Consider the following 26,353-nt stretch of genomic DNA (forward strand, 5'->3'; position numbering starts at 1 on the left):
AGGACAGGTCACCGTGAACAGCCCAGCGCTGAAACCTCTGGAAACGTTTTTCCATTCCAAATTGTTTCGCGGCCTTGGCAATGAGGAACTGACGGAGCTGACCGCCATTTGTCAGCGCCGCCGGATCTCCGCTGGCGAACAATTGATCAAGCAACACAGCACTGCGCAAAATGTGTACGTCGTTGTGTCCGGCACCCTTATGATCGAACGCCTGTCCCGCTCCGGTCGCCGTCAGGTCATTGCCTTCGCCTATTCCGGCGACTACATCGGATTTACCAATACCGACGACTATGAATACAGTGTGGTCGCGCTTCGCGAGACCGAACTGCAGTCTTTCGTCCGCCGGGAATTTCTCGCCCTGGTGGATCGATTCACCACCCTCAAGACCAATGCCCGCCAGATCGGCGGCAACGTTTTGGCTCAGACCCTGGACCAGCTGTTCGCACTGGGGCAAAAAAAGGCCCACGAGCGGCTGTGCTTCCTGCTCGCCCAGATCGGTCGCCGCCAGTGCGGTACGCAGAATGCCGATATCGAACTGATCATGAGCCGCCAGGACATCGCCGACTATCTCGGCCTCACCATCGAAACCGTCAGCCGTGCCTTCGCACGCCTGAAGGCCATGCAACTGATCGAAATCGTGAGCGCCCATCGCATCCGCATACTCGATCGCAGCGTGCTGGAAGAACTGGCCAGCGTGCACTGAAGCACGCTGCTCGCCCTTCTCCAAGACCTACCCTGCCCACCTGCGACCTATCCCCTTTCTCCGCCCTTGTGTGTGCGCCAGCACAGGTGCCGCACAAGTTGACTTTTATCATGGGCAGCATTTCGTGCGCCGCTAGACTAGCGAAAATCCTCGCAAACTGCGGAGTTGTCCATGGCAAATACAGATCGGCAGGTACCCCCCGCCTGGAATGCGGTCGGGCGCCACGGTGTATTTCCCGAAGCCAATCACGATGAAATTGCCCGCTTCAACTTTCTCACCAACCTGAACATGCACCTGGCCTCCCGGATACTTCCCGGTGTGCGCAAGGCCTATGACAGTCGCACAGAGGGCAAGGCCGCGCCGACAAACCGGCGTGAAGTCGGTGAATTACTCAAGCGCGAATCCCTGTATCAGCTGTGGAGCAGCCTGCGCCGCAACACCATGGAAATGCGCCAGCAAAACAGCCGCGCCATGGTGTTCCGCCAGCTGCCGGAGCTTGTTGAAAAGGCGCGGGAATTGAATCAGGACAGCAATGCCCTGCTACTTGATCGGTCGGTGGAAATTCCGCGCTATGTCAGTGCGGTGGATACCCACTGCATGCCCGGGAGCTACCATACCGAATACGTCGACGACGATATCGCCGCGGGCGCCAACTACGACTCTGGAATTTTTGTCACCACCGCTGGCATGCTCGGCCGCTACAGTGATGGTGGCGGCCAGGCGCTGGTGGAATGGTTGAAGGAAGAAGCGAAGTCCGGTTACAAGCCCAAGCGCATTCTCGATATCGGCTGTACCGTCGGCCACAACATCGTGCCGCTGGCGCAGGCATTCCCGGAAAGCGAAATTCTCGCCATTGATGTTTCCGCCCCGGTACTACGCTACGCCCACGCGCGGGCCCGCTCCCTCGGCGTCGACAACATCACCTTCCGCCAGGAAAACGCCGAGGCCATTGCCGCGGAAGATGGCAGCTTCGACCTGATCATCACGTGTATGTTCCTGCACGAAACCTCGAGCCGCGCACTACCGCGCATTCTTGCAGAAACCCATCGCCTGCTCGCCGATGGCGGCAAGGTGGTGCATATCGAACAGCCGCAGTTCACTCCGGAAATGCCGCCCTACGAGCAGTTCATGCGCGACTGGGACACCCGCAATAACAACGAGCCGTTCTGGGGCACGCTGCACGACCTGGATCTGTTCGAGGCGATGGAACAGGCCGGATTTGCACGAGAAAACATCACCACCCACGGCCTGTTCGCGGTGGTGGATGAAACCCTGTTTCCCAGTGCCGCCAAGGCGGCGGCAGACAGCGAAGACTACGGGCGCAAGCCGGCTTGGCATACCTATATCGCCAGCAAGTGATACGCAACGACGACCCAAGGAATGATGCGGAGTAAGGCCATGACCATTGACCCGATCGACATGGCGGGCACCAAGGCCCGGGGCAAGCGCCCGGTGTTTTTCAAGGACGCGGATACCGATCGACTGCTATCGATGCTGATGGCGCTCGCCGGAGAACTCGCGGTCGCCCGCGAGCGGATCGATACGCTTGAACGCCTGCTGCAAGCCCGCGAGCTGCTGCAACGTACCGATATTGAAAACTACGAGCCCGACACCGCGGCCGCCCGCGAACGCGGCCTCTGGCACCAGGAATTTATCGCGCGAATTCTGCGGGTGATCCAGCAGGAAATCGAACAGTTCGACGAAGACCGCGAAGCCCGGCAGCAGGCGCGCAAGGAAAATGTCAGTGCGACCACGGAGCTCGAGGAACTTATCGAAGAGCTGGCAAGTAATTGAGACCTGATCACTTCCGCAAAAACCAAAAAGCCCTGCAAATTTGCAGGGCTTTTTTCATGCCTACCGTTCAGGCAGTAATTGGTTACTTCTCCGGCCAGCGAAATTGCGCGCGGCGCCGTTCGAGAAAAGCGGCACTGCCCTCGCGGAAATCACCGCCGGAAAACGCGTCGTCAAACGCTTGTCGCAATGTTGCTTCATCGATTTCAGATTCACCGCCATGCCCAGTGAGATAATCCAGCGTGGCCTTGGTCCAGCGCAGGGAATACTGGGAGTTTTCCAGCAGGCTCCGCACCAGCTCGCCCTCTTTGCTTTCCAACGTGGGAGCTTCTGCCAGGTGCTGCACCAGCCCGATCTGCTGCGCCCGCGCAGCGGAAACCGGCAACCCCGTCAGCAACATATCCCGCGCATTGGCCGCACCGACAACATTCACCAGTCGCCGGGTGTCCAGCAGGCTGTAGAGAACGCCCAGCTTCGCCGGCGTGATGGCAAACGTCGCCGCGCTATCAGCCAGGCGAATATCGCAGGCCAGCGCCAAACCACAACCGCCGCCATAACAGGCACCGCGGATGACCGCCAGTGTTGGGCGCGGCAGCTGCTCAAGCTTAAGCTGCACGTTGCGGATCAGTGCATTCTGCCGGCGCATTTCGGACGGGTTTTCCATGGCGGCGGTCAGTTCATCGATATTGGCACCGGCACAAAAGGCCCGCTTTCCGGCGCCGGTGACTAACACCGCGCGAATGCCATTATCTTCGGTCACGCGATCGAGTAGATCGGACAACTGTTGCCACATGGCCACCGTCATCGCATTGCGCTGGGCAGGGTTGTCGATGGTGATCCGCGCCAGGCCGCCTTCGATGGCAAAGCCAATTTTTGCGGTCGAAACCTGAGGTGCTTCCGTTGTCATCCTTCCCTCTCCCCCGCCTGACTTCACGCCATCTCGTTATAGGTACTGGACTTGCTGTGCAGCCACTGCTCCAACGCAACGCAGGTATCCAGCAATGCAGTTTCCGCACCCGCACGGGCAATAATCTGTACACCGAATGGCAAGCCGTCACCGGACACACCCAACGGAATACTCGCCGCCGCCAGCCCCGCCATATTTACACACGCGGTGAGATTGGCCTGATTCACCGGTGCGACCTGGCTAAATGGAAACGCGGTCTGCAATGTGGTCGGCGTCAGCAGGAAATCTACATCCTGCAATTGCCCGCGCAGCCAGTTTCCCGCCGTTTCAACCACGTCCTGAGCGCGGACCAGGTCCGGTGCGCTGCGCGCAGCGCCCCACTGCAACAAGCGCTGCAACTCATCGGAAAACAGCGCGGGCATCTGTGACAATTCATCTGCGAAGGTGACATTGGCCTCAGCCTCGCACATCAACAGGCCTGCACGCCGAAACGCCGAGAAATCGGTCTCTGCGAATTTCCTACGACGCTGAACGGCGCCCGGCAATGCGTCCGCAAATCGCCGAAACGCCGCAGAAATATCTGCGGCCACACCCAACTGTTCAAAGTCGCCTACAAGCGCCCAGTGTGTGGACGCCAGATCGGCGCGACCGAAAGCATCTTCTCCACCTGCGTCCTGTAAAAATGGCCAGAGTGCACGCAGGTCCCGGCTCGAACGCGCCAGGGGGCCAACGGTATCGAGCTGCCGGCACAGTCGGGTGACACCATTGGTACTCACCGAATCCCGCCCCGGCTTGAGTCCACTGACACCACAGTAACTGGCGGGAATACGCACCGAGCCCATGGTGTCGGTTCCCAAGGCGAAGGCGCAGAGCCCTGCCGCTACCGCTGCAGCGGAGCCACCACTGGAGCCTCCGGGGGTAAAACCCGCGCGCAACGGATTCTCACAGCGCCCCCAGTGGGGGTTGTCGTTGGTGGCGCCGAGGGCAATTTCGTGCATGTTCAACTTGCCCAGCACAATCAGCCCAGCCGCACGCAAGCGCGCGACGACCGCAGCATCCTCCCTCGCGATAGGTGCTACACCGCGGTAGCCAAGGCCATTGGCTGTCGGCATGCCGGCCACGTCGATGTTGTCTTTCACCGCAACGGTCAACCCATCGAACGGGGATAAGGTTTGCCCCATCCTCCGCCGTACATCGGCTGCCCGCGCCGCATTCATTGCACCTTCGCGGTCCAGGTAAACATACGCGTTGATGCTGTCCTTACTGCGTGTAATTGCAGCGAGGGTGCGCGCGGTCAGCGCCTGAATACTGAACTCGCCCCGTTGCAGGCATGCCGCCAGCTCCGTCGCATCCTTGCTCAGCAAGTCATCACAAATGCCACTTTGAAACATAGGCTTTTTCCGAAGAAGAAAACGCATAGATTCAGTCAAACCGCCGGTCGATCAACCGCAACGGTTTCTGCCTGCGGTCGATCTCGGTCCACTGTGCAGTACCGCCGGCGGCCACCGGTTCCACTCCCACTTCGATACCCAGCTTGCGTTTGAGTAGTTCCGCGCAGTGTACGGCAATTGCCGAATGCTGCTCCGTCGCCACACCCAGCTCCACCAACACCGTCAGGGTCTCGCGGCCGCTGTCGTCCCGCTCGGCAATACACACATATTCGCCGGTAAAACCCTCCAGCTCCGCCAGCATGCCGCCGATGCCGTGGGGATACACATTGATACCGCGCAGCTTGACCATATTGTCGGAGCGGCCGAGAAAACCGCGTATGCGCCTGAACGGCAGCTGGAACGGGTTTTCTCCGGGAATCTCCGAAGAGATATCACAGGTATTGAAGCGGATCACCGGGTAAATATCGTCCTTGTACAGGCAGGTGACCACCATATTACCGGTGTCCCCGGCGGCCACGGGTCGCCCGCTTTCTACATCGAGCAGCTCCAGGTAGTGGGCATCTTCCCACACGTACAGACCGTTCTGGTCCGGGCCTTCTGCGGCGATACAGCCGGTATCCGCCACCCCGTACCAGTCGTAAAGCTTGGCGCCGCCCCAGGCTTCGCTCAATGCCGCGCGGGTTTCCTGACCGAGGTGGCCAATGATCATGTCGATGCGCAGGTCTTCGCCCGGCGTCAGGCCCATTTCTTCCGCGACACTGGCGAGCTTCTTGATGTAGTCCGCAAAGCCCACCAGCACATTCACACCAAAATCCCGCATCAATTGCACTTGCTGCGCAGAGCGGGTTTCCAGGCCGGTACCGGCGGACAGAAACAGCGCATTGGTATAGCGTGTTACCGCCTCGCGGATATAGTGCCCGCCATTGATCATGCCGTGGCCGTAGGTGGACTGCACCGTCGCCGCGGGCTTCAGCCCCATAAAGCGGTAGGCCCGCGCCACCAGCATGGCCTGAATCTCGCGACCGCGCGGGCCAAAAATGATCGGCTGCGGCCGACCTGTGGTACCACTGGTGGTATGGAACACAATCGGCGGCCGCTTCTCCGGCGCCAACCCTTCCAGCCCGCTGAAATCGCCGATGGGCGGGAACTGCTCCACGCTGTGCATGATGTCGGATTTGGAAAAGACCGGCAGTTTTTCGATGTCATCGAGACTGCGGATATCACCGGGTTCTACGCCGGTCTCGCCCCACAAACGCTGGTAAAACGGAATCTGCCAGCCGCGCGCCACCAGTTTCAGAAAGCGCTGGTTCTGCAGTTCCCGCAGCGCGTCCCGCGACATACCGGCGTAGGTTTCCAGAAAGGCGTCACCCAGCGGATAGTCCGCCAGCGCCTGCTGCACATCAAAACTCTCGAAATAACTTGGGTAAGGCATGAAAAACCCGCGCTCGCTTCCAGTGGTTATCTTTAAATGGCCATCGAATCAGATCATTGCTTCGACCGGTTGCCGTATGGCCGCCAGCAACCCGGTTAATTCCGCAACAGATTCCAGTGAATCCAGCCGATCTATCCGGGCAATGATCGCGTGTGCGTTCTCGCTATCGAACGGCGTACGCGCCGAGACCAGGCAGCGCTGGAATTTGTCTAGCTGTCGCGCCCGGTCCAGAGGGTTTTCCGGATGACCGAGGATTGCCGCCATTTCCAGGCAATACTCGGTGCCGCCCTTGAGTTGCACGGTCACAGTCTGCGGCGCCAGTGCATTGGGGTCGTTACTGGCGGAAGGCACCATCATGACGCGCGCCGCCAATGCCCGGCGCTGCGGGTCGGACAGTGCCGCGGAATCAAAATCTTCCACCCCCACGTCGCCATACAGTAACAGCGTTGCTGCCACATAACCGATACACAGCCGCGCATAGTTCACGCTCATTCCGGGCTGCATCGGGCGGTCCACCAGGCGGCGTACCAACGGCGGCGCCTCGATACGCACAGCTTCGATATCCGTTGCGGAAAAACCGTGGGCCGCACGCAACTGCATCAGTGCATCAAGGGTGCCGTGTGCCGCGCGCCCGGTGGGAAACGGTTTGTGGCTGACGCGGCAGATCTGCCACTCGCGACCGAGCCGTGAAAAAGCATCCGCGGCGTTACCGTCGGATTCCATGATCGAGAAGTAGCCAAAATCGCCGCTCAGAAAGCGACGCGGGCCTACCAGACCGAACCCCGCCATATCTGCTGCGGTGACTGCATTGCGCGCATTGAAGGCCACCTGCATCGGCAGTACCGCCACGCCTTCAGTGTGCGCCTGCATGGTACCGCCGGTCTGGCTGTAAGCGATGGACATGGCCTGCAGGATTTTCTCGCGGTCGTAGCCGCGCAATTTGGCAATGCCCGCAGCGGCGCCAATACAGCCCGCCGTTCCGGGTCGGAAGAAGCGCATGGGTTTGCTGGCACTCATTCCCAGCACCGTGGCCACATCCACCGCCAGCGCCACGGCCAGCAGCAGAGAGCGGCCATCCACCTTTCGCGCCTCGGCATCCGCCAGTAGCGACGACAGGATCACTGCCATCGGATGCACCACCGCGTGCTCGTGCACGCAATCGAATTCCTGATTGTGGATCTGGAAGGCATTCACCATCGCCGCATGGGCAACCGGCAGGCGCGCGCCTGTACCCCAAACGGTGGCCATGCTCTCTTTTTCAGTGCTGCCCCACCCTTCTGCAGCCCGCAGAAGTTCGGCCGCCAATTCAAGGCGCGAACCGCTGATGCCAACACCGATCGAATCGAGAATAAATGTCTTGCACGCGCCTAATGCTGCTGGGTCCAGGTGATGAAATTCTGCCCCGGCAACATGCTCGACCAGCTGCTGTTCGTACTCAGGCACAATTCGCTCCCAGTGCGCGCAGCGCGGCAAACAAGTTGCCGAGTTCCTTTTGCTTGACCAGGTTCAAGCCGATTTCAATCACGTCCTCCGCGCACTCTTTACTGACCGCAGCCGCGCTAAACAGCATACGCGCCTTGGTGACGATGTCCTCTTGTGTCATCGGCCACTCGGGATCGCCCCAGGCATCCCGCAAAATAATGTTCAGCACCGTATCGTCATTCAGCGTCACCAGTGCCGTCGCGCCAAAATGGCCCGGGTAAGCGCGATCGTGTTCCTCATCCAGCACTACGGATACTATCTCCCGCAGCGCAACCACTTCCGACCGCTGCAGATAATCGCTTTCGAAGTGGGCAATGGTCGGCTTCCCGTGCAGCAGCGTAATGGCGGCACAGTGCTGCAGGCTGAAACGCGCCTCCGCCGGAGTCTTTGGCTGGGGCCGATCGCAGAACTGCAGTGCATCGGAATACGTGCTTATCTGCAGCGAGCGGATGTCTGTATGGGAAATTTCACCCAGTGCACGCACCGCATCGATCGCCGGATGGGTGTGGCGACAAGCGGGCCAGGGTTTGAAACTGCACTGGAAAATCAGCCAGTTATCGACTCCGTTGTCGACCACGGCGAGTGGCATGGCCTGGGGGGAGGTCGCGGCAAAAAAGCCCTGGGTACCCTCCAACAGACTCGCCGGCCCGCGCAGGTTGCTTGCAGCCAGTAGTGCCGCCTGCACGCCGGCCTGCGCAGCACCGGCGTTGTGCAGCGGTTTGGTGTCCACCGCTTCGTGGCGCATCTGCCAGAAACCGCCGGTGCGGCTGCCGGCATTGGCGAGCGCCCACACGGTCTGCTCCGGATCGAGATTCAGTAATTTTGCCGCGGCCGCGGCAGCACCAAAGGAGCCACACGTAGAGGTGTTGTGATACAGCGCGTAATGATCTCGGCCGAGCGCGCGGCCGATGCGGATCATCGCCTCGTAGCCCACCACAATGGCTTCCAGTAATGCCTTCGGTGTTGCTCGTACCATCTCTGCGACAACCAGCGCGGCGGGCACGATGACCGGACCCGGGTGCAGGGTAGAAGTCCGGTGCACGTCGTCCATCTCGGCGATGCTGCCGAGTGTGCCGTGGTATTGCAGCGCATCCTGCCAGCTGCTGTCGAGTCCGCCGAGATTCCAGTATTCGCCTTTTGCGCCCCACTGGATCAGGTAATTTCGCAGCTTTGTCGCCACTTCACTGCGCGCGCCGTAGGCGGCACAGCCGAGCCAGTCGAGCAGGTGCTGTTGCGCCCGCTCCAGCGTCGCGCCGTCGATGTCACGTGCGAGCAGACTTACCAGCTGCTGCAGTAGCGTTGGGGGAAACTTCACAACAGCACTCCTTCCACACAATCTTCCATCGGTGCATAGGCCCAGGCGCGCGCTTTGCGCCGCGCCTGTTCAAAAACATCGATCTCCTTGCGCTGCCGCAGGGTCAGCGCAATCGGGTCCAGGCCATTTAACAGCAGGTATCGCGCGCTTTCTTCCAACGAAAACGGCCACAGCAAATCACCGCACCGCACCAGGCAGCACTGCAGGTCGATGGTGACCTGATTGTTTTGCGGGTCCTGCTGTACCCGTTCCGCCAGCGCCTCAATACTGTGCTCATCGAGACGGACCGGCAAAATCCCGTTGCGAATACAGTTGGTGTGAAATATGGCCCCGAAGCCGCTGGCGACCACTGCGCGAATACCATATTCCGCCAGTGCCCAAACCGCGTGCTCGCGGGAAGACCCGCAGCCAAAATTGTCTAGGGCAACAAGAATTGATGTCCCGGTGTACTCGGGCTGGTTGAGGACAAACGCCGGATTACGTTCACGACCGCCGGGCAAGGTGTAGCGCCAGCCGGCAAACAGCCCCTCGCCGAGACCGCGCTTGGATACCCGTTTCATCTCCCGCGATGGAATGATCGCATCCGTGTCGATGTTGCGTCGCAGCAGAGGCGCGGCAATGCCGGTGTGGGTTACGAACGGCTTCATGCAATCAGTGCCTCGCTGTTGACCAGTGCCTCGGCGGAGGTGATATAGCCGGTAATCGCCGAGGCAGCCACGGTGGTGGGGCTGGCCAGATGCGTACGGGTATTCGGCCCCTGGCGCCCCTCAAAATTGCGGTTGGTGCTGGATATCACACGCTGGTGTTCCCCAAAGGTCTCCCCGCCGGCGTAAAAGCACATGGAGCAGCCGGAATCTCGCCACTCAAAACCGGCTTCGACAAAAATTCGGTCCAGCCCTTCCCTTTCCGCTTCGCGTTTTACCCGGCGCGAGCCCGGCACCACCACGCCCCGCACGCCGGGTGCGATGTGTCGCCCATGCACCACCGCTGCGGCGGCACGCAGGTCGCTGATACGGCTGTTAGTGCAGGAACCGATAAACGCGGCATTGATGGGAATGTCGGCAATCGCCTGCCCGGGTTGCAGCGCCTGGTAATCAAGCGCGCGCTGGGCGGCTTCCCGGCGATGCAACTCCTCAAAATTTTCAGGATCGGGAATATGCTCGTGTAATCCGGCCACCTGTTCAGGGCTGGTGCCCCAGGTCACCATGGGCTTGATCAGGCTGCCATCGATACGCAGCTCGCGATCGAACGCCGCGTCGTCATCGCTGCGCAACGTACGCCAGTAACTGCAGGCATCTTCCCAGTGCTCGCCCTTGGGCGCGAAATCGCGGCCGGCAAAATAAGCTTCCACTTTCTCGTCCGGCGCGATGATGGCGGTAAACGCAGAAAACTCCACTGCCATGTTGCACAGGGTGAAGCGAGCCTCCACCGGCAACTGGCGGATCGCAGAACCAGAGAACTCCACCGCATAACCCGCACCGCCGTTGGTGCCGAACTGGGCGATCAGATACAGCACCAGATCCTTGGCGGTAACGCCGGAGCGCAGCTCGCCATCGACAATCACACGCATGTTTTTTGGCTTGCGCACCCGCAATGTGCCGGTGGCCAGCGCATGCTCTGCTTCGCTCGAGCCAATGCCCCAGGCCAGCGCACCGATACCACCCTGGGTACAGGTATGGCTGTCCGGGCAGACCAGGGTGAGGCCCGGCAACAACAGTCCCTGCTCAGGACTGATCACATGCACGATGCCCTGATCAGCATCATTGACGTCAAACAGGCGAATATTGGCCGCGCGGGTTTCACTGCGGGTGGCCAGGATAAAGTCCGAGCCGGAGGGCATCAGGGTTTTGTCGCCGCGCCCGGGAAAGGTGTCGACGATATGGTCCATGGTACAGAACACCCGGCGCGCATCCCGCACCTCGTAGCCTGCCGAGTGCAAACTCTGCAACGCGATGGAACCCGTCCTCTCGTGCAGGAAGACGCGGTCGAGATATAACAGGGTTTCGCCGCTGTCGAGATCACAGACGGTGTGATCCGACCACAGTTTGTCGAACAATGTGCTTGCGCCGGATATCGCCATATTTACTACCCTCCTGTACCCTGCAGTCAGGCCAGATCTTTTATCTCATCATTTGATATATTATTATAACATTAGATCTTTGAGAACAGCGATTTGCCATCAATGAGCATTACAGAGCAAAAACCCCAACTCGGCCCCTGCACCATTGCAACCCTGGCAAGCCCGGAGGCCGCACGACTGGTAGACGACTACTGCAGCCACCTGCAGTGCCAGGTACTCGCCAGTGAAAACCTGACCCCCGGGGTTGCCGAACAATGGGGATGCCAAAGCCTTGAATACGCACGCTGCTGGCTGCTCGGCAACAGGCTCGGGCAACCCTGGCTGCGCCTTATTGAAGACGCCGCTGCCCAGCCCATCGCCCCCCTCTCCCGCGCCGGCTGGATGTCCCTTGAGATATTGGTAGAAGACCCGGATGTACTGGCAACAGCGCTCGCGTCTTCACCATTCAAGGTACTGCGCCCCGCCGCCAACCTGGAGCTCAGCGACAAGATACGCGCGGTTCAAGTGCAGGGTCCCTGCGGTGAACTGCTGTACCTCACCCGGATTGCCGGCGAGGTGCCGCCGTTCCAGCTGCCGCAAGCACGCTGTGCCGTCGACCACCTGTTTATTCCAGTGCTGGCGAGCCGCGATCGCTCCGCCTCGTTGGCCAATTACGAATCCCTGGCGCAGCACCGCGGCCTCAGTTTTGATACCAAGGTTACGGTGATCAACCAGCTGCGCGGGCTGCCGCTGGAGCAGACACACCCGCTGGCCACACTCCAGCTGGCCGACAGCACCCTGATAGAGATCGACCAACTGGAAGACCTGGCGGAGGTGCCCGCGCAAACCGATAGCCTCGGCGGCGGTATTGCCATGATGACGTTTATGATCAATCGCCTGCCCGCCGGTGCCGTGACCTATCGCCACCGGGAAGCCCCTTATGACGGTCGACGCAGCTGTACGGTATACGGCCACGACGGTGAGCGGATCGAACTGATTGAGCGATAAGCCGCAACGAGTACGAGAAAAAACACTAACCGAACAATAAAGACAGCCAAAGACGAGAAGACCATGCCCTACCGCACCATTCGCGGACATATCCGCTACACCAGCCGCAAACCCGATCGCCTGGGCCACGAACGCGGCCGGGAATTTTTCAGCATTACCCAGCAGGCGGACGGCATCGATGTACTGCAGGCTCACTGTGAAATCGACGACACCCCCAGTGTCACCCGCGACATAGTGCAGGCACTGCGACATTCCGATTCGGCGCCGCTGGACTGCTCGGTACGCCTGACCGTCGGCGACCGCTTCGAGGGCACCGGCTGGTTCCGTTTTACCGACAAACAGGCGGAGTGCGAAACCTTCAACCACCGGGATGGCCGTATCAGCCAGCGCATCGAACTCACCGCACCGGTGCAGTGGATGCAGTGCCACCCGATTGCCGGCGATGCGCTGTTGATGCGCCTGTACGACCCCTCCCAGGGCCCCGGCAAGCAGCACTTCCCGCATATGATGCTGTCGTCACCGGACCACCGCGGTGCCACCGGGCCACTGCTGTTCAAGATGGGGTTTTCCCTGGTGTATGTGGGCGAGACGGAAATCACCGTGGAGGCTGGCACTTTCCGTGCACGCCACTTCCAGGTTACAGACACCGCAGCCGACCTTCCGGAGGAGCACCCGCCCTACAACGTCTGGTGCACCGCGGACGACGACTACCTGTTCTTGCGTGCAGAAGTGGAGGGATACATGCAGACCCGCTACGAGCTGGCGGAAGTGCAGTATTTTGAATCCCGCGGCGGCGTCACCAGCGCGCAGCACCCGGCTGTCGAACCGGCGATCTGACACCTTACCCCCTGGCCGGAATTGACAATGGTCAATGCGGCCCATCCCCCCTCGCCTAGTATCTGAGCGGATTAATACCCTCAATGGCGGGAGACAATAATGAGAATACTGATACTGGGCATGGGGCACGTGGGCAAGGCCCTGAGCCAACGCCTCCGCGACAACGGCCACGAGGTCATCGGTTCCACAACCACACCGGAAAAAGTCGACGCGCTCAAGCCGTTCGCGGACGAAGTCGTGGTACTGAAGGGCCACGAGTCCGACAAGGTCGCCGCGGCGGCCGCGGGGGTCGACCTGATCGTGGTCACCGTCGCTCCCAATGTGAGAAATACCCGCACTCCGGAAGAGCGCCACCAGCATTATAAGCAGACCCTGGTGGATACCTGTACCAGCGCCGCCGCCAGTTGCGAGCGGATGATTTTCCTGTCGTCTTTCTCCGTATACGGCGACGGCGGCGAAGGCAGCACCCCCATTACCGAAGACACCCCCACCAGCAACCACGAGGAACCCTCCTCCCTGTATTACCAGCAGGCGGAGCAGCACATCCTTTCCCGCAGCGGCGGTTGCGTGTTGCGTTTCCCGGACATGTACGGCGCGCCGGGCGACCTGAGCTTCCCCGAGCGGGTAAAACTGGCGCACTCCTATTTCGGCGGCAAGGCACTGTTCGGCGCCGATGCCCTGCTCTACGCGATTCACTTTGAGGATGTGGTCGGTGCGGTGGCCCACGCGATCGACCACCAGCTCAGCGGCATTTTTAATGTGTGCGACAACGAACGCATTCCGGCCACCAATGCCCGCGTATTTGACGCCATCTGCGATGCCGAGGGACTTACACGGCTGGAATTCCTGAACCAGATCAAGGCGCCTAACCGCCGGATTTCAGCGGAAAAAATCTACGGCACCGGCTACCGCGTCGCCCACGGTGATCCCAATGCGGCCTATTTGCAGGAAAGCGAAACGGTCTGAGAGAAAGGCCAAAAACAATAACTGTCCATCACCTGTGTGATCCATGAGGCGAGCCATGAGTTCCGATACCAAAACTATTGACCAGTTCCTGTCAGAAAACCCTAATGTGGACGTGAGCAAAGCGTGGGAGCGCTGCTGGGGCATTCTCACCGACGTGAAACAGACCATCGCCAGCCGCTTTAGCGGGTTGGAGCTGGAGCCGGCCTGTCACGGCCGCGAATATTACACCTCTCCCAACGGGGAATTCGAGGGTTCTTTCCAGGCCTGGAGCGGCGGTGACTGCGAGTGGCTGGTGAACTCCTGGCTGGGCAACCGCAAGGCCAGCATCCTCGATATGAACGCCACCGCCTATTTGGGGCAGAAGACCGACGTACCGCATTTCGTGATGGTCTTCGGCACCATCCCCAAGCTGTTTTTCTATTTTGATTTCATGCCCCGCCGCAACCTGCTGGTGGACAGTGCATACCTCGACAAGTACTACGCCCCGATCAATGACGAATACCTGGCACTGCGCGGCAACCCGAATTTCCAGTGGTCTGTGAGCCACGGCCCCTACATGCGCGCACTGATCAACCCGTCCACCCAGAGCCTGATGGCCGACCTGAACGACGAAAACATCGATATCCTCGAGGATTACGCCCGCCGCATGCTGGCCCACTGGCTGCGCTGGTACGACGAAGCCGAGCCGCTGGCAGCAAGCGAGCGCGAAGCACTGCGCCGCGACGACCACCAGCTGCGCCGCCTGTGCTACGAGCGCGACCCGATGAACAAACTGGCCACCAAGGTATTCGGTGAAGAAGGTGTTCAGCAGATGCTGACCCTGCGGATGGGCGCGGAGCAGATGCGCCGCGCGGTAGAGGTATAAGTCCTAAAAAATCCGGCTTAATCCTGCAGTGGCGGAGCGTCCGCTTCGCCCTGCAGAAGCTTGGCCAGGTACTCCGGCGTGATCATGGTGCAGTAATGGGTACCCATAAAACTGTCGGGCACCGGCATGAAACGGCGATACTCCACATGCAGTACCTTGGTACGCAATTTCAGCGTATCGCCCTCACTGTAGGCCACCTGATACAACTCCGGGCGCAGCCACAACGGGCCGATAAACACACTGTCCTCCTCCGCGAGTGCAACACGATCGCGGGATAAAAGGTCAACTTTGCCCTGAGCCTCCAGTTCCCCGTAGACATCATCCAGCATCAGCGCCTGCCACTTCTGGCACTCGCGATCCTCATCCGCGATGCGGATTTCGCTCATGCCCGCGTTGGCGATACGGATACGTTCGGCGGTTTTCATCTTGCAGGCCACGGTGACTGGATAATCCGCGCGTTCGCCGTCGGCGAATTGATAGCGAACATACTGGTGGGTGGTCAGTGGCTGCGCCAGCGGTTTGGACTTCTTGAACCCGGTCCAGTAGCTGTCTTCCTCGTACAGTATATTTTCCACCGGCATATCCGTGCCGGCGATAAACTGCTGCATACGCGCACAGAAGGCCTCGTCCGTTGTCAGTGGATCGGCACCCGTCGTCGCCGACTGCGCCTGTGAGGCGATCCCAAGCAGGATCGAAATGAATCCGAAGGTACGAAATACGTTCACTCAATCTACCTCGCAGGCAGGGAATTAAAATGGTCTTGCGCACAGGTTACGCCGGGATGGGAATTACGGATCATGGATACCGCAACTCCCGGCGACATGAATTGACAATTATCAATCCGCGACAGCAGGCAGCTCGATAATCTCGAATCAGGAAACCCCAAGCAATATTTCCAGGCCGTTCTTTATGTACATGACTCGCAGTATTTTCGATGCCTTCAAAGTAGATTCCCTGCAGCCCCCCTACGATACGGGCATTGCCAGAATTTACTACCCCGGCCAATTCGGGGACACCATCGAAGAGCGCAGAACCGGTGTTGTCCCGGTGGACGAAACCATGGCTCCCTGCCCGGTGATGATCCTGTTCCAGGGAATGAATACCGACCCCTCAGGCTACCGCTGGCTGGCAGAAGCCCTGGCACCTTCCGGTATCGTGACCGTGACCTACCAGCTGGTGGCCGAGGAAATGCCCGGCCACGTGACGGCCACTCCGGGGATGGACATACTGGCTCTTACCCCGGGCGATTTTGGCAAACGGCCATCCGCCATCGCCCTGCCCGCCATCCTCACCATGCTTGAGCGGTTGAACCGCAACGGGGTACTTGCCGGCAAACTGGACCTGAACCGTATTGCCCTCGGCGGCCACAGTGCCGGCGGCATGCTGGCACTGCTGAATGCGCGCCCGTGCTGGTTTCCCGCAGTGCGCGCGGTGTTCGCCTATGGTGCCCATACCGGCGCGGCCACCGCGTTGGGTTGGCCCGATGAAACCCTGCTGCCAATCAGTGCAGATATTCCCGTGCTTTTGATTGGCGGCGACAAGGATGGCTGTATTGCCCAAAGTGCCGCCGGTTATGGCTCGTCAAACGCAAGCGCCACAGACCGCGTCGAGCAAACCTTTAACAAAGCCGTGGCGGAGAATGGTGGCAAAAACACACTGCTGCTACTCCGAGGTGCCAACCATTTTTCTATCTGTACACCACCTGATGAGACATGCGGCCGGGGTTACATCGACTTTCCCGCCGACTCAGACACTGGTCGCCTTGCGGCAGGTCGCGCTATCGCCCTTTTTCTGCGGTGCCATCTTTGCGGAGATACGGAGGCGCAGGCCAAGTATCTGGAACTGTGCGACGTCGACCACCAATCGATACTCAAACTCTTACACAAATGAGTTAACCCAAGTGCTTGCACCTGTCCGGCGTCAATCACCAGCCCAGTAAATAGGTTCCTCCATCGGCAGACAGTTGCAGTGCCGCTGACAGAGATCGACATTCGCGGTTCAGGCAGGCCCACAGCCATTCGCGATCTACGGTGGAGGCATCTTGCAGGCGGAACCGCCGCATCTCATACGGAATCAGTTCAAATCGGCGCAGCGCACCGTTCTCACGCGCCAGGTCAACGCAGTACAGGAGCCGGAGGTCGGAGCGGTATTCTTCATGGCCGCCGATACCTTCATAGTCATTGATGAGATCCCCGCAGCCATAGAGGATTGCACGCTCCCGATACACCTCGATACCAATGGGATGGTGAGAGGAGTGGCCGAACACCAAGTCCGCGCCAGAGTCGATCAGCCGGTGGGCAAACTCTCTCTTCTGCCGATCGATGCGGTAGCCCCAGTTTCCTCCCCAGTGAATGGAAATAATGACCAGATCGCCAGGCTGCCGATCATCACTCCATTGCCGGGAGAGATTCACAGCGGTTGCTTCGGAAAGATCGCCAATAAAATTCACTCCGGCTTTATTCTCCGTCGCCGCCCATTCATCGGGAACTCCACTGCCGGGATGACCGCAGGCAAACACCCGCAGGCGATTGCGCCCGAACGACATTATTGCCGGCTGCTCCGCCGCACACCTGTTTTCACCGGCTCCGACGGTTTGCATCCCCGCGCGTTGCAGACTGCTGATGGTTTCGGCGAGGCCGGCGTACCCCCAGTCCAGCACGTGATTGTTCGCGAGACTGCAGATGTCGACCCGGGCGGCCGTCAGCACCGGGATATTACCCGGGTGCATCCGGTAGTTGATCCCCTTGTAGGGCCAGGCCTCATCGCTGCGAGTGACCGCAGTTTCCAGATTGATCAGCCTGCAGTCCGGCTGCCGCGCCGCCATGGCCGCGAGTGCGTCCCCCCATATGTAGTCGAACGCTACGGGCGCGGGAATGTCACCACTGCGCGCCTCCGCCAGCGCCACGTAGCCGTCGGCGGAACGGATATACGACTCATAAATTTTCGGGTCCCCGGCGTAAGGCAACACCTGGTCGATACCCCGCCCGGTCATGACATCACCGGCAAGCATGACGCGAACAAATGCTTCGTGGTTCATAGCCCTTGCAAGTGGCAACGGAAATTATTCATGCGCTTCAGCCTTTGATACAGACCCGTGGCTCCATCCGCGCCACCTTGTGGGCGAGACCGGCCTTCTCCGCCGCATCTACCACCGCGCGCACATTCTTGTAGGCACCGGGCGCTTCTTCGGCCACCCCGCGCATTGACGGGCTGCGGATAAGGATTCCGCGATCCGCCAATTCATCGACCAGCGCACGTCCCCGCCAGCGTTTTGTGGCCTGGTGGCGACTCATGGCGCGACCGGCGCCGTGGCAGGCGGAATTGAAGGACAGCCCCGCGCCCTCGACGGAACCCGCAAGAATATGGGACTCGGTACCCATGGAACCGCCGATCAGGACCGGCTGCCCCGCTGCCCGCAGCGTCTCCGGAATTTCCCGGTTACCTGGACCAAAGGCGCGCGTGGCCCCCTTGCGATGGACGTACAGTTTGCGCTGCCGGCCTTCCACAAGATGCTCTTCCACCTTGCAGGTATTGTGGGAGACGTCGAACAACAGGGTCAGATCCGCCATGGGAACGACCTCGGCGAATACCTCGCGGGTGAGATGGGTGATGATCTGCCGGTTCGCCAGCGCGCAGTTGATGCCGGCGCGCATCGCGCCGAGGTACGACTGCCCCAGCTCGGAATTGATCGGTGCACAGGCCAGCTCGCGGTCCGGCAGGTCTATGCCGTGCTTGCCGGCGGCCAGCACCATGTATTTCAGGAATTCGGTGCCAATCTGGTGCCCGAGACCGCGCGAGCCACAATGGATAAACACCACCGCATCGTTTTCCTTCAGCCCGAAGGCGGTGGCGATACGCTGATCATAAATCTCGGCCACCCGCTGAACTTCCAGGTAGTGGTTACCGGAGCCCAGCGTGCCCATCTCATCCTGCTGGCGAGTGCGCGCCCGCTCCGACACTTCCTCGGGCACTGCACCGCGCATACAGCCCCGCTCCTCGATATGTTCAAGGTCCGCCGGATCACCAAAACCCTGCTCCACCGCCCACTGCGCGCCACCGCGCAGCATCGCCTGCATCCCCTTGTCGTTCAGGTGAATGCGCCCGGTGCTGCCCACCCCCACCGGCACATGCCTGAACAGTGCATCCGCCAGCTGCTTCTTGACCGGTTCTATTTCATCGATCGAGACACCGGTGCGCAATGCACGCACACCGCAGGAGATATCGAAGCCGACACCGCCGGCGGAAACAATACCGCCCTCATCCGGGTCAAACGCCGCGACGCCGCCGATAGGAAAGCCGTATCCCCAGTGTGCATCGGGCATGGCGTAAGCGGCCTGCACTATGCCCGGCAGACTCGCCACATTGCACAGCTGCTCGAAGACCTTGTCGTCCATTTCCCGGATCAGTGTCTCGTCGGCGTAGATGATCGCGGGCACGCGCATTTTGCCGGAGGGATCGATTCGCCAGCTGTATTCCGATTCATGTATGAGCGGGTAACGCGTACTCATTGCAACCACCTCAGATATCTACGACACACTGGGCAACCCAGTCGCCATTTTCCCGCTGGGCGACGTTCAGTGCCGTATACGTTGCGCCCTTCACTTCCACCGCCGGGGCGTGCTTGTGCCGGTCTACCTTCTCGCCCCAGGCAGTTGCGCTGAGCCGCCCTCCCCTGATCGTAATTTCAAACCGGGAAAACAACATATGGCGAGTCGCCATCTCGTAGACCAGTGCATTCAGCCAATCCACCAGCAACAGCTCGGGATCTGAACAGTCACATTCAATCGCCACCGCCAGCTGCGGAGCCACGGTTTCCAGCTCGGTCACCGTGGCAGTGAGCGCCAGTGCCGCCTGCTCAAAGGCCTGCGCCAGGGTTGCCCCGGTACCGCGCAGCCCCATGTCCGCCTGGTGGCTGAAATGTGCCCAGTGGGCCCGCATGAATCACCTGTAGAGGTCTACCAGAATCAAGAGAAGATCGACGTTTCGAGAACACCACCGGAATCTAGTCCAACACCCGAATATGTAAAGCGACCGCCAAACGTATCGGCAATCCCCGGGTTCACGTGCTGTCCCAACAAACGCTATATTGCCGGTTATCGAGAACCAACCAACGACGCGCCAAAGCAACCCAAATGTCATCCCTTGCCTCTCCCCCCATTTTTCGCTGGTCCTTATTCGACCAACTCACCATCAATGAGCTGTACGAGATCCTGCGCGCCCGTCAGGAGGTTTTCGCCGTGGAGCAGGACTGTGTTTACCAGGACGCCGATGGCAAGGACCAATACGCATGGCACCTGGCATGCTGGGACGGCGCGTCTGATTCCCCATCACTGCTGGCCTACCTGCGGGTGGTATTCCCCGGTAAAAAATACGCGGAGCCTTCGATTGGCAGGGTGCTCACCGTGGAGGCCGCAAGGGGTACCGGCCTTGGCCGGGAACTGATGCAGTGCGCCATCGAACATACGCAGCGGGCGTTCCCGCAGGAGCCGATCCGCATCTCCGCACAGCTATATCTGAAGAAATTCTACGAAGAATTCGGCTTTGCACAGATTGCAGAGCCCTACGAGGAAGACGGCATTCCACATATCGAAATGTTGCGGCCATTTGCCTGATTAGCAGGAACGCGGTGGAGCAGCCCCACCTGTCTGCAGAGTCAGCCTTTGACCGAATACGGCATGGGTAGAGCATCCGGCAGATTTATTAGGAGTTTGGCGGTCTCTTACCTACAATTCGCCGTTTTCTCTGCAGCCGAGCTTCCTTGCCCCATGTCCAGTACCCCCCTGTCCAGTAACAACGCCCCACGCGACTTCCAGACGTTGCCGTTACAACCGTCTCTCCTGCAGAACCTGCAGGACCTCGGCTTCAAGCAGCTCACCGAAATTCAGGCGGCAGCGCTACCTGCGATTGTGGAAGGACGGGATGTTATCGGGCAGGCCAAGACCGGCTCGGGCAAGACCGTCGCCTTTGGTCTCGGCGTGCTGCACAAACTGCAGCCGGAGCGCTTCCGCGTGCAGGCACTGGTGTTGTGCCCTACCCGCGAACTGGCGGACCAGGTCGCGCGCGAGTTGCGCAAGCTGGCGCGGGCCATTCACAACATCAAGATCCTGACCCTGTGTGGCGGCATGCCGTTCGGCCCGCAAATCGGCTCGCTCAAGCACGGCGCACATATCGTGGTGGGCACCCCGGGCCGCATTGAAGACCATATCCGCAAGGGCAACCTCGACCTGGGCGAAGTGCAAACCCTGGTGCTCGACGAAGCGGACCGCATGCTCGACATGGGTTTCCAGGCGGTGCTGGACCAGATCCTCGCCGAGCTGCCGAAGGAGCGTCAGACACTGCTGTTCTCCGCCACCTACCCCAAGACCATTGATGCCCTGGCAACACGGGTACTGCAAAACCCGGTGAAAGTGGAGGTGACGGCGACTCACACCCAGAGCACCATCGAACAGAAGTACTACCGGGTCGAAAACAACGAGGAGCGGCCCGCCGCACTGTATCAGCTGCTGGCCAACTACAGCCCCTCCTCCGCCGTGGTTTTCTGCAACACCAAGAAGGAAACCGACGAGGCCGCACAGTCGCTGAAAAGTGCCGGTTTCGCAGCGCTGGCACTGCACGGTGATATGGAGCAGAAAGACCGCGACCGCACCCTGGCGCTGTTCGCCAACGGCAGCGCCTCGATTCTGGTTGCCACCGACGTCGCCGCGCGCGGACTGGATATTGAAGAACTGCCGATGGTAGTGAACTACCACCTGTCCCGCGATCCGGAAGTACACACCCACAGAGTCGGCCGTACCGGGCGCGCGGGCCAGAAAGGCATTGCCCTGACGCTGGTGAGTAAAAAGGAAATCTACAAGGTCGAGCGGCTGGAAGAAATGATGCAGCAGCCGATTACGCTGCAGGAAGTCCCTGCGCCACCCAAAGGATTCGCGCCATCCCGCCCGACCATGTCGACCCTGCAGATCGACGGCGGCAAGAAACAGAAAGTGCGCGCCGGTGATGTGGTGGGCGCGCTGACCGGCGAAGGCGGAATTGAAGGCACACAGATCGGCAAGATCCAGATTTTTGATTTTTCCACCTTTGTTGCAGTGGAGAGACCCGTGGCCAAGAAGGCGCTGAACAAGCTTGGCTCGGGAAAAATCAAGGGCCGCAATTTCCGCGCGCGGATTGTCGGTGTGTGATTTTACGGTCGAGTTCTCGACTCACTAACGACGCATAAATTTAGCGCCGACATCTACCTTCCCTTTGCCTACACCGCAGCAGTTAACACGGATGTACTAGCTGCGGGTGGCTTTATGTGCCAAATCCCCCTAGTACAAACGTACAAACTGACCAAATCAGGCGGGATAGTCAGCCCGTTTTTGAGACTAATTGCTCAATACAATTCAAAAAACTCATAGCAAGCAGTATCGTCATCATCACTTAATTGTAAATGTGAGTACACGGGGTACTATCCGGCCGGTTCGGGAACCCCGAACAGCTCCGGTTTGAGAAAGTAGAGTGCACCTCCGATTCAGCCAGATTCAACTGGCTGAATCCTCGCCGCGCTGGCGAGCGCCCTGCACTCCTGTTGGTCTTCTGCAGTCTTACCTTCCATGTTTTCGAAATCGAGTGGCAGTGCGCACGCGCTTGCCGTGCATTTGTATTGTGCGCACTGCAGAGGCGATCCCTCAGGAATTCGATGTTCGAAAGGCAAACCAAAAAAAATAAGGAACAATTTGCAATGACGCGTTTTCTAGGAATTACTTGCACACTGGCGCTCGCCATCAGTGCCCATGCTGCGGACCGCGTTCCGGCGACCCCGGATATGCTTTCCCCGCAAGCACTGGCCGCCACCAGTGGCACTGACATCGCACTTGAGGAAATCCGTTCACGGACCCTGCCAAACGGCAAAGTCATCACCCGCTACCGACAGACACATCAGGGAATTCCGGTATGGGGGCAAACCATCACCAGCTCTGGCCAGGGGGTATCGGCGCAGGTGAAAGGTGACGTGCTCATGGGCCTGACTCTGGATGTACCTTCTACCAAGGCATCCATTGCGGCCTCCAATGCAATCCAGCGGGCAATGAGCCACAAGATTGATCAGCGCGCACAACAGGGCCTGATCAACGGTGCGCTGTCCATGCCCGCGCTGAAGCTCGCAGCAAAGAACCAGAAGCAACATCTGTACATTCACGTGGACAGCCAGAACCAGGCGCGACTCGCGTATCTGGTGAGCTGGGTGGAATACGGTGATGAACCCTCGCGGCCCTTCTACTTTATCGATGCACTGACCGGTGAAGTGATTGAACATTGGGATGGGCTTGCACATCAGGATGCAACCGGCCCAGGCGGTAACCTGAAAACCGGGCGCTACGAATACGGTACCGATTACCCGGCGATGCAGGTAGACAGCAGCTGCCGCATGGATACGACCAACGTCGAAACCGTCAACATGAACAACGCCTCCAGCGGCGGCAGCATCTTCTCGTTTACCTGTCCGTACAATGACTACAAAACGATTAACGGCGCCTATTCGCCGCTGAACGATGCACACTACTTTGGCGGTGTGGTTTTCGGCCTGTACAACGACTGGTACAACACGGCGCCACTGACGCAAAAATTGCGTATGCGCGTGCACTACAGCAACAACTACGAAAACGCATTCTGGGACGGCAGCCAGATGACCTTCGGGGATGGTGGCAGTACCTTCCATCCGCTCGTCAGCCTCGATGTGTCTGCCCACGAAGTGAGCCACGGCTTTACCGAGCAGAACTCGGGGCTGCAGTACTCGGGACAATCCGGCGGCATCAACGAGGCCTTTTCCGATATGGCCGGTGAAGCTGCGGAATTCTATATGCGCGGCAGCAACGACTGGCTGGTAGGTGCCGATATCATCAAGGCCAATGGTGCTCTGCGGTATATGCAGGACCCCACCCTTGACGGCAGCTCTATCGGCCACGCCTCCAATTACTATTCCGGTATGGATGTTCACTACAGTTCGGGGGTGTTCAACCGTGCCTTCTACCTGATTGCGAATACCAGCGGCTGGGATACCCGCAAGGCGTTCGATATCTTCGTACTGGCGAACCAGATGTACTGGAACTCCACTTCGGATTACATCAATGCCGCCTGCGGTGTGATGTCGGCGACAGAAGACCTGGCTTACGATTTAGTCGCCGTGTCTTCTGCATTTAGTACCGTCGGCGTTTCTACCTCCAGTTGCGGTGGCGGTGGCGGTAACTCTGGTGGCGGTGAACTGGAAAATGGCGTGGCACAGACCAACCTTTCCGCCAGCACCGGGGGCGATATCCAATACACCCTGGAAGTACCGGCTGGCGCCACTAACCTGAGCTTCCAGATTTCCGGCGGCAGCGGCGATGCAGACCTGTACGTACGCTACGGCTCCGCGCCCACGACGTCCAGTTACGACTGCCGTCCGTACCTCAACGGCAACAGTGAAACCTGCAATATTTCCAACGTGCAGGCAGGAACCTATTACGTCATGGTCCGCGCCTACAGCAGCTTCTCAGGTGTAAGCCTGATCGGCAGCTTCGACGAAGGCAATGGCGGTGGCGGCAATGGCGATGGCTGGGTCGAAACCAACCTCTCCGGTAGCCGCAGCTCCTGGCAGCACTTTACACTGGACGTACCCTCCGGCATGTCCGCGCTGAATGTGCAGATGTCTGGTGGTAGTGGCGACGCTGACCTGTATGTCCGCTACGGCGCCCAGCCGACCACCAGCAGTTATAACTGCCGCCCGTATGTTTCCGGCAATAGCGAAAACTGCAGCTTCAGCAACCCTCAGTCCGGCACCTGGTATATCAGTATTCGGGGCTATACCGCCTATTCCGGCGTAACCCTAGAGGCCCAGGCCACACCCTAACCACCACCGGTTAAAGAAAATGGCGGCCAATGGCCGCCATTTTCTTGTGTAAGGTGCACCACAGTCGCAAGATGCCCGGAAAATCCGCACCTGCAAATTGATCTAGACTTCCATCGACCGAAATCCGTACCGATCCGACCGGCGGAGAACCGCTCGATGAGCTTCAGCATAGAGAACCGGGCAAAATTAGCCTTTGCGATCATGGTGCTTTTCGGCCTTGTGGCAGGGGCGATTTGGTACCATCTGGCAGCCGGTCGCTTCACCACCTACGAGATCCTCACCCAGGATTCCGTATCCGGCCTGATGGTCGGGGCGCCGGTGGAGTTCCATGGTGTGGATGTGGGAACGGTCAGCCAGGTCGACCTCACCGGTCCCCGCAGCGTCCGTATCCTGCTGAAGGTAAAGAAGGATGCGCCTGTCACCAGAGCGACGGTTGCCACCATCACCGCCAGAGGACTCGCCACCCGCGGATTCACTGGCTATGTCTACATCCTGCTGGAAGACACCGGCACAGACCAAAGCCCGCTAACGCAAGCTCCTGGCAGCACCTATCCGCGGTTGCCCAGTGCACCATCACGCTCGGTGAATCTGGACACGGCTATCAGCCAGGTCAATCACAACGTGCAAATCCTGACAGAGCTCGTACGCGCCCTGCTGGATGGCGAGACCATCACGTCGCTAAAGCATACTGCGCAGAATTTACAAAAGGTCAGCCAGGTACTCGCGGAGAATCAGGAGCGGCTCGCGTCGATCATCGCAAATACCGAACAAGCCAGTGGCCAACTCGGCCCCTTGCTGGCATCGAGCAACGACACCATGACCGCACTGCGACAGACCAGCCGTATGCTGGCCGAGAATCAAGAACGGCTCAGCGCAATCATCGTCAATACCGAACAGGCAAGCGGACAACTCGGGCCACTACTGGCGTCCAGTAACGACACCATCAATGCACTCCAGATCCAAGTTCTTCCCGAGGCATACCGGTCAATCGCCAACCTGAATAAGCTGGCGAACTCTATGGAACGTCTGACAGTAAAACTGAACCGCGATCCTTCCATTCTCGTGCGCGGCACCACCCCACCACCACTCGGCCCGGGCGAAACCCGATGACAGAAAACGGCTACCTTACACTAGCCAAATTCCTTCTGGCCGCATGTCTCACAACAATGCTATCGGGCTGCTCACTATTTTCCCGGGTAGATAATGAAACTCAGGTAGCACTGATCAACAAACTGCCAGCAGAAATACCCCAACGGGAGACCCACGCAGAAACCCTGCTGGTACTGGCACCAGCAACCAACCCGGTTTACGACACCACGCGAATGGTCTACCGGGTAGAGCCGTACCAGATAGACTACTTCAGCAAACACGAATGGGGTGCTACACCTGCACAGATGCTACATCCTCTGTTGACGCTCTCGCTGGAGAACACTCACTACTTCAGTACAGTCGTCAGTCCGCCCTACTTTGGGCCATACACTTATGCACTACACACGGAGATTCTCGAACTCACGCAGGATTTCTCTTCCGATCCAGCAACCCTACACCTTTCCCTGCGCGTGCAACTCAGCGACGGCACCTCGAAACGGATCATGTCCAGCTGGGTGATTTCGCTGCAAGAGCAACTACAGGAAAACACACCATACGCCGGCGTAGCAGCAGCTAACGAAGCCACGGCGAAAGCCCTGCAAGAGGTAACAGTGTTTGTACTCGAGGCGGTGCGATGAGCGCC

24 protein-coding genes are annotated in these 26,353 nt (G+C 59.5%); 13 read left to right on the forward strand and 11 right to left on the reverse strand.

Translation table 11 applies throughout. The features are described from left to right. Nucleotides 1–13: 13 nt before the first annotated feature. From R5R33_RS01835 to R5R33_RS01845, 3 genes are all read left to right on the forward strand, one after another. A complete protein-coding gene (locus R5R33_RS01835; RefSeq protein WP_318954381.1) occupies nucleotides 14–703 on the forward strand; it encodes a Crp/Fnr family transcriptional regulator in 690 nt (229 codons plus the stop codon). A gap of 171 nt (nucleotides 704–874) precedes the next feature. Next, a complete protein-coding gene (locus R5R33_RS01840; RefSeq protein ID WP_318954382.1) occupies nucleotides 875–2,062 on the forward strand; it encodes a class I SAM-dependent methyltransferase in 1,188 nt (395 codons plus the stop codon). A 39-nt stretch (nucleotides 2,063–2,101) separates the two neighbouring features. Beyond that, on the forward strand, nucleotides 2,102–2,497 hold the full coding sequence (locus R5R33_RS01845; RefSeq protein WP_318954383.1) for a hypothetical protein: 396 nt from the start codon (nucleotides 2,102–2,104) through the stop codon (nucleotides 2,495–2,497). Between the two features lie 82 nt (nucleotides 2,498–2,579). Here the strand turns inward: R5R33_RS01845 and R5R33_RS01850 are convergent, their stop codons facing one another. Genes R5R33_RS01850 through R5R33_RS01880 form a run of 7 tightly spaced genes read right to left on the reverse strand, consistent with a single transcriptional unit; the run spans nucleotide 2,580 to nucleotide 11,101 of the window. After that, nucleotides 2,580–3,401: an enoyl-CoA hydratase/isomerase family protein gene (locus R5R33_RS01850; RefSeq protein ID WP_318954384.1), complete on the reverse strand. Its 822-nt coding sequence runs from the start codon at nucleotides 3,399–3,401 to the stop codon at nucleotides 2,580–2,582. A gap of 23 nt (nucleotides 3,402–3,424) precedes the next feature. Further along, complete coding sequence (locus tag R5R33_RS01855; protein WP_318954385.1) at nucleotides 3,425–4,792, reverse strand: amidase; 1,368 nt, start codon at nucleotides 4,790–4,792, stop codon at nucleotides 3,425–3,427. Between the two features lie 31 nt (nucleotides 4,793–4,823). Beyond that, nucleotides 4,824–6,224, reverse strand: coding sequence for a phenylacetate--CoA ligase family protein (locus R5R33_RS01860; RefSeq protein ID WP_318954386.1), 1,401 nt, complete (start codon nucleotides 6,222–6,224; stop codon nucleotides 4,824–4,826). A gap of 48 nt (nucleotides 6,225–6,272) precedes the next feature. Next, entirely contained in the window at nucleotides 6,273–7,667 is a 1,395-nt protein-coding gene (locus tag R5R33_RS01865) for an MmgE/PrpD family protein (RefSeq protein WP_318954387.1), read from the reverse strand. Further along, the gene (locus R5R33_RS01870) at nucleotides 7,660–9,021 is read right to left on the reverse strand and encodes an MmgE/PrpD family protein (RefSeq protein ID WP_318954388.1); all 1,362 of its coding nucleotides are present in this window, start codon (nucleotides 9,019–9,021) and stop codon (nucleotides 7,660–7,662) included. The genes R5R33_RS01865 and R5R33_RS01870 overlap by 8 nt, the downstream gene beginning before the upstream one ends. After that, a complete protein-coding gene (leuD, locus tag R5R33_RS01875) occupies nucleotides 9,018–9,668 on the reverse strand; it encodes a 3-isopropylmalate dehydratase small subunit (RefSeq protein WP_318954389.1) in 651 nt (216 codons plus the stop codon). The genes R5R33_RS01870 and leuD overlap by 4 nt, the downstream gene beginning before the upstream one ends. Next, nucleotides 9,665–11,101, reverse strand: coding sequence for a 3-isopropylmalate dehydratase large subunit (locus tag R5R33_RS01880; protein WP_318954390.1), 1,437 nt, complete (start codon nucleotides 11,099–11,101; stop codon nucleotides 9,665–9,667). The genes leuD and R5R33_RS01880 overlap by 4 nt, the downstream gene beginning before the upstream one ends. Nucleotides 11,102–11,203: 102 nt before the next feature. Between R5R33_RS01880 and R5R33_RS01885 the strand changes: the two genes are divergently transcribed. The 4 genes from R5R33_RS01885 (at nucleotide 11,204) to R5R33_RS01900 (ending at nucleotide 14,756) form a co-directional block, all read left to right on the forward strand. Next, the gene (locus R5R33_RS01885) at nucleotides 11,204–12,088 is read left to right on the forward strand and encodes a hypothetical protein (RefSeq protein ID WP_318954391.1); all 885 of its coding nucleotides are present in this window, start codon (nucleotides 11,204–11,206) and stop codon (nucleotides 12,086–12,088) included. Between the two features lie 63 nt (nucleotides 12,089–12,151). Next, a complete protein-coding gene (locus R5R33_RS01890; protein ID WP_318954392.1) occupies nucleotides 12,152–12,925 on the forward strand; it encodes a hypothetical protein in 774 nt (257 codons plus the stop codon). Nucleotides 12,926–13,024: 99 nt separating this feature from the next. Continuing rightward, nucleotides 13,025–13,891: an NAD-dependent epimerase/dehydratase family protein gene (locus R5R33_RS01895; RefSeq protein WP_318954393.1), complete on the forward strand. Its 867-nt coding sequence runs from the start codon at nucleotides 13,025–13,027 to the stop codon at nucleotides 13,889–13,891. Nucleotides 13,892–13,946: 55 nt separating this feature from the next. Beyond that, a complete protein-coding gene (locus R5R33_RS01900; protein ID WP_318954394.1) occupies nucleotides 13,947–14,756 on the forward strand; it encodes a hypothetical protein in 810 nt (269 codons plus the stop codon). 17 nt (nucleotides 14,757–14,773) lie between these two features. On the opposite strand, the gene R5R33_RS01905 is transcribed toward R5R33_RS01900, so the two are convergent. Continuing rightward, nucleotides 14,774–15,481, reverse strand: a complete 708-nt coding sequence (locus R5R33_RS01905; RefSeq protein ID WP_318954395.1) for a hypothetical protein — start codon at nucleotides 15,479–15,481, stop codon at nucleotides 14,774–14,776. 184 nt (nucleotides 15,482–15,665) lie between these two features. On the opposite strand from R5R33_RS01905, the gene R5R33_RS01910 reads away from it, so the two are divergent. Then, entirely contained in the window at nucleotides 15,666–16,646 is a 981-nt protein-coding gene (locus R5R33_RS01910) for an alpha/beta hydrolase family protein (protein ID WP_318954396.1), read from the forward strand. Nucleotides 16,647–16,680: 34 nt separating this feature from the next. On the opposite strand, the gene R5R33_RS01915 is transcribed toward R5R33_RS01910, so the two are convergent. The 3 genes from R5R33_RS01915 to R5R33_RS01925 are packed head-to-tail and all read right to left on the reverse strand — an operon-like array spanning nucleotide 16,681 to nucleotide 19,694. Further along, nucleotides 16,681–17,793: a CapA family protein gene (locus R5R33_RS01915; RefSeq protein WP_318954397.1), complete on the reverse strand. Its 1,113-nt coding sequence runs from the start codon at nucleotides 17,791–17,793 to the stop codon at nucleotides 16,681–16,683. Between the two features lie 37 nt (nucleotides 17,794–17,830). Beyond that, nucleotides 17,831–19,264: an RtcB family protein gene (locus R5R33_RS01920; RefSeq protein WP_318954398.1), complete on the reverse strand. Its 1,434-nt coding sequence runs from the start codon at nucleotides 19,262–19,264 to the stop codon at nucleotides 17,831–17,833. Nucleotides 19,265–19,274: 10 nt separating this feature from the next. Beyond that, nucleotides 19,275–19,694 (reverse strand): archease, encoded by a 420-nt coding sequence (locus R5R33_RS01925; protein ID WP_318954399.1) that lies wholly within the window; start codon nucleotides 19,692–19,694, stop codon nucleotides 19,275–19,277. Between the two features lie 194 nt (nucleotides 19,695–19,888). On the opposite strand from R5R33_RS01925, the gene R5R33_RS01930 reads away from it, so the two are divergent. The 5 genes from R5R33_RS01930 (at nucleotide 19,889) to R5R33_RS01950 (ending at nucleotide 26,348) form a co-directional block, all read left to right on the forward strand. After that, a complete protein-coding gene (locus tag R5R33_RS01930) occupies nucleotides 19,889–20,368 on the forward strand; it encodes a GNAT family N-acetyltransferase (protein WP_318954400.1) in 480 nt (159 codons plus the stop codon). A gap of 153 nt (nucleotides 20,369–20,521) precedes the next feature. Then, the gene (dbpA, locus tag R5R33_RS01935; RefSeq protein ID WP_318954401.1) at nucleotides 20,522–21,934 is read left to right on the forward strand and encodes an ATP-dependent RNA helicase DbpA; all 1,413 of its coding nucleotides are present in this window, start codon (nucleotides 20,522–20,524) and stop codon (nucleotides 21,932–21,934) included. 542 nt (nucleotides 21,935–22,476) lie between these two features. Beyond that, on the forward strand, nucleotides 22,477–24,621 hold the full coding sequence (locus R5R33_RS01940; RefSeq protein WP_318954402.1) for a M4 family metallopeptidase: 2,145 nt from the start codon (nucleotides 22,477–22,479) through the stop codon (nucleotides 24,619–24,621). A gap of 156 nt (nucleotides 24,622–24,777) precedes the next feature. Continuing rightward, the gene (locus R5R33_RS01945; protein ID WP_318954403.1) at nucleotides 24,778–25,731 is read left to right on the forward strand and encodes an MlaD family protein; all 954 of its coding nucleotides are present in this window, start codon (nucleotides 24,778–24,780) and stop codon (nucleotides 25,729–25,731) included. Continuing rightward, complete coding sequence (locus R5R33_RS01950; RefSeq protein ID WP_318954404.1) at nucleotides 25,728–26,348, forward strand: ABC-type transport auxiliary lipoprotein family protein; 621 nt, start codon at nucleotides 25,728–25,730, stop codon at nucleotides 26,346–26,348. Before R5R33_RS01945 ends, R5R33_RS01950 begins: the two co-directional genes overlap by 4 nt. Nucleotides 26,349–26,353 lie beyond the last annotated feature (5 nt).

It is taken from the genome of Microbulbifer pacificus, from assembly GCF_033723955.1.
GTDB lineage: Bacteria > Pseudomonadota > Gammaproteobacteria > Pseudomonadales > Cellvibrionaceae > Microbulbifer > Microbulbifer pacificus.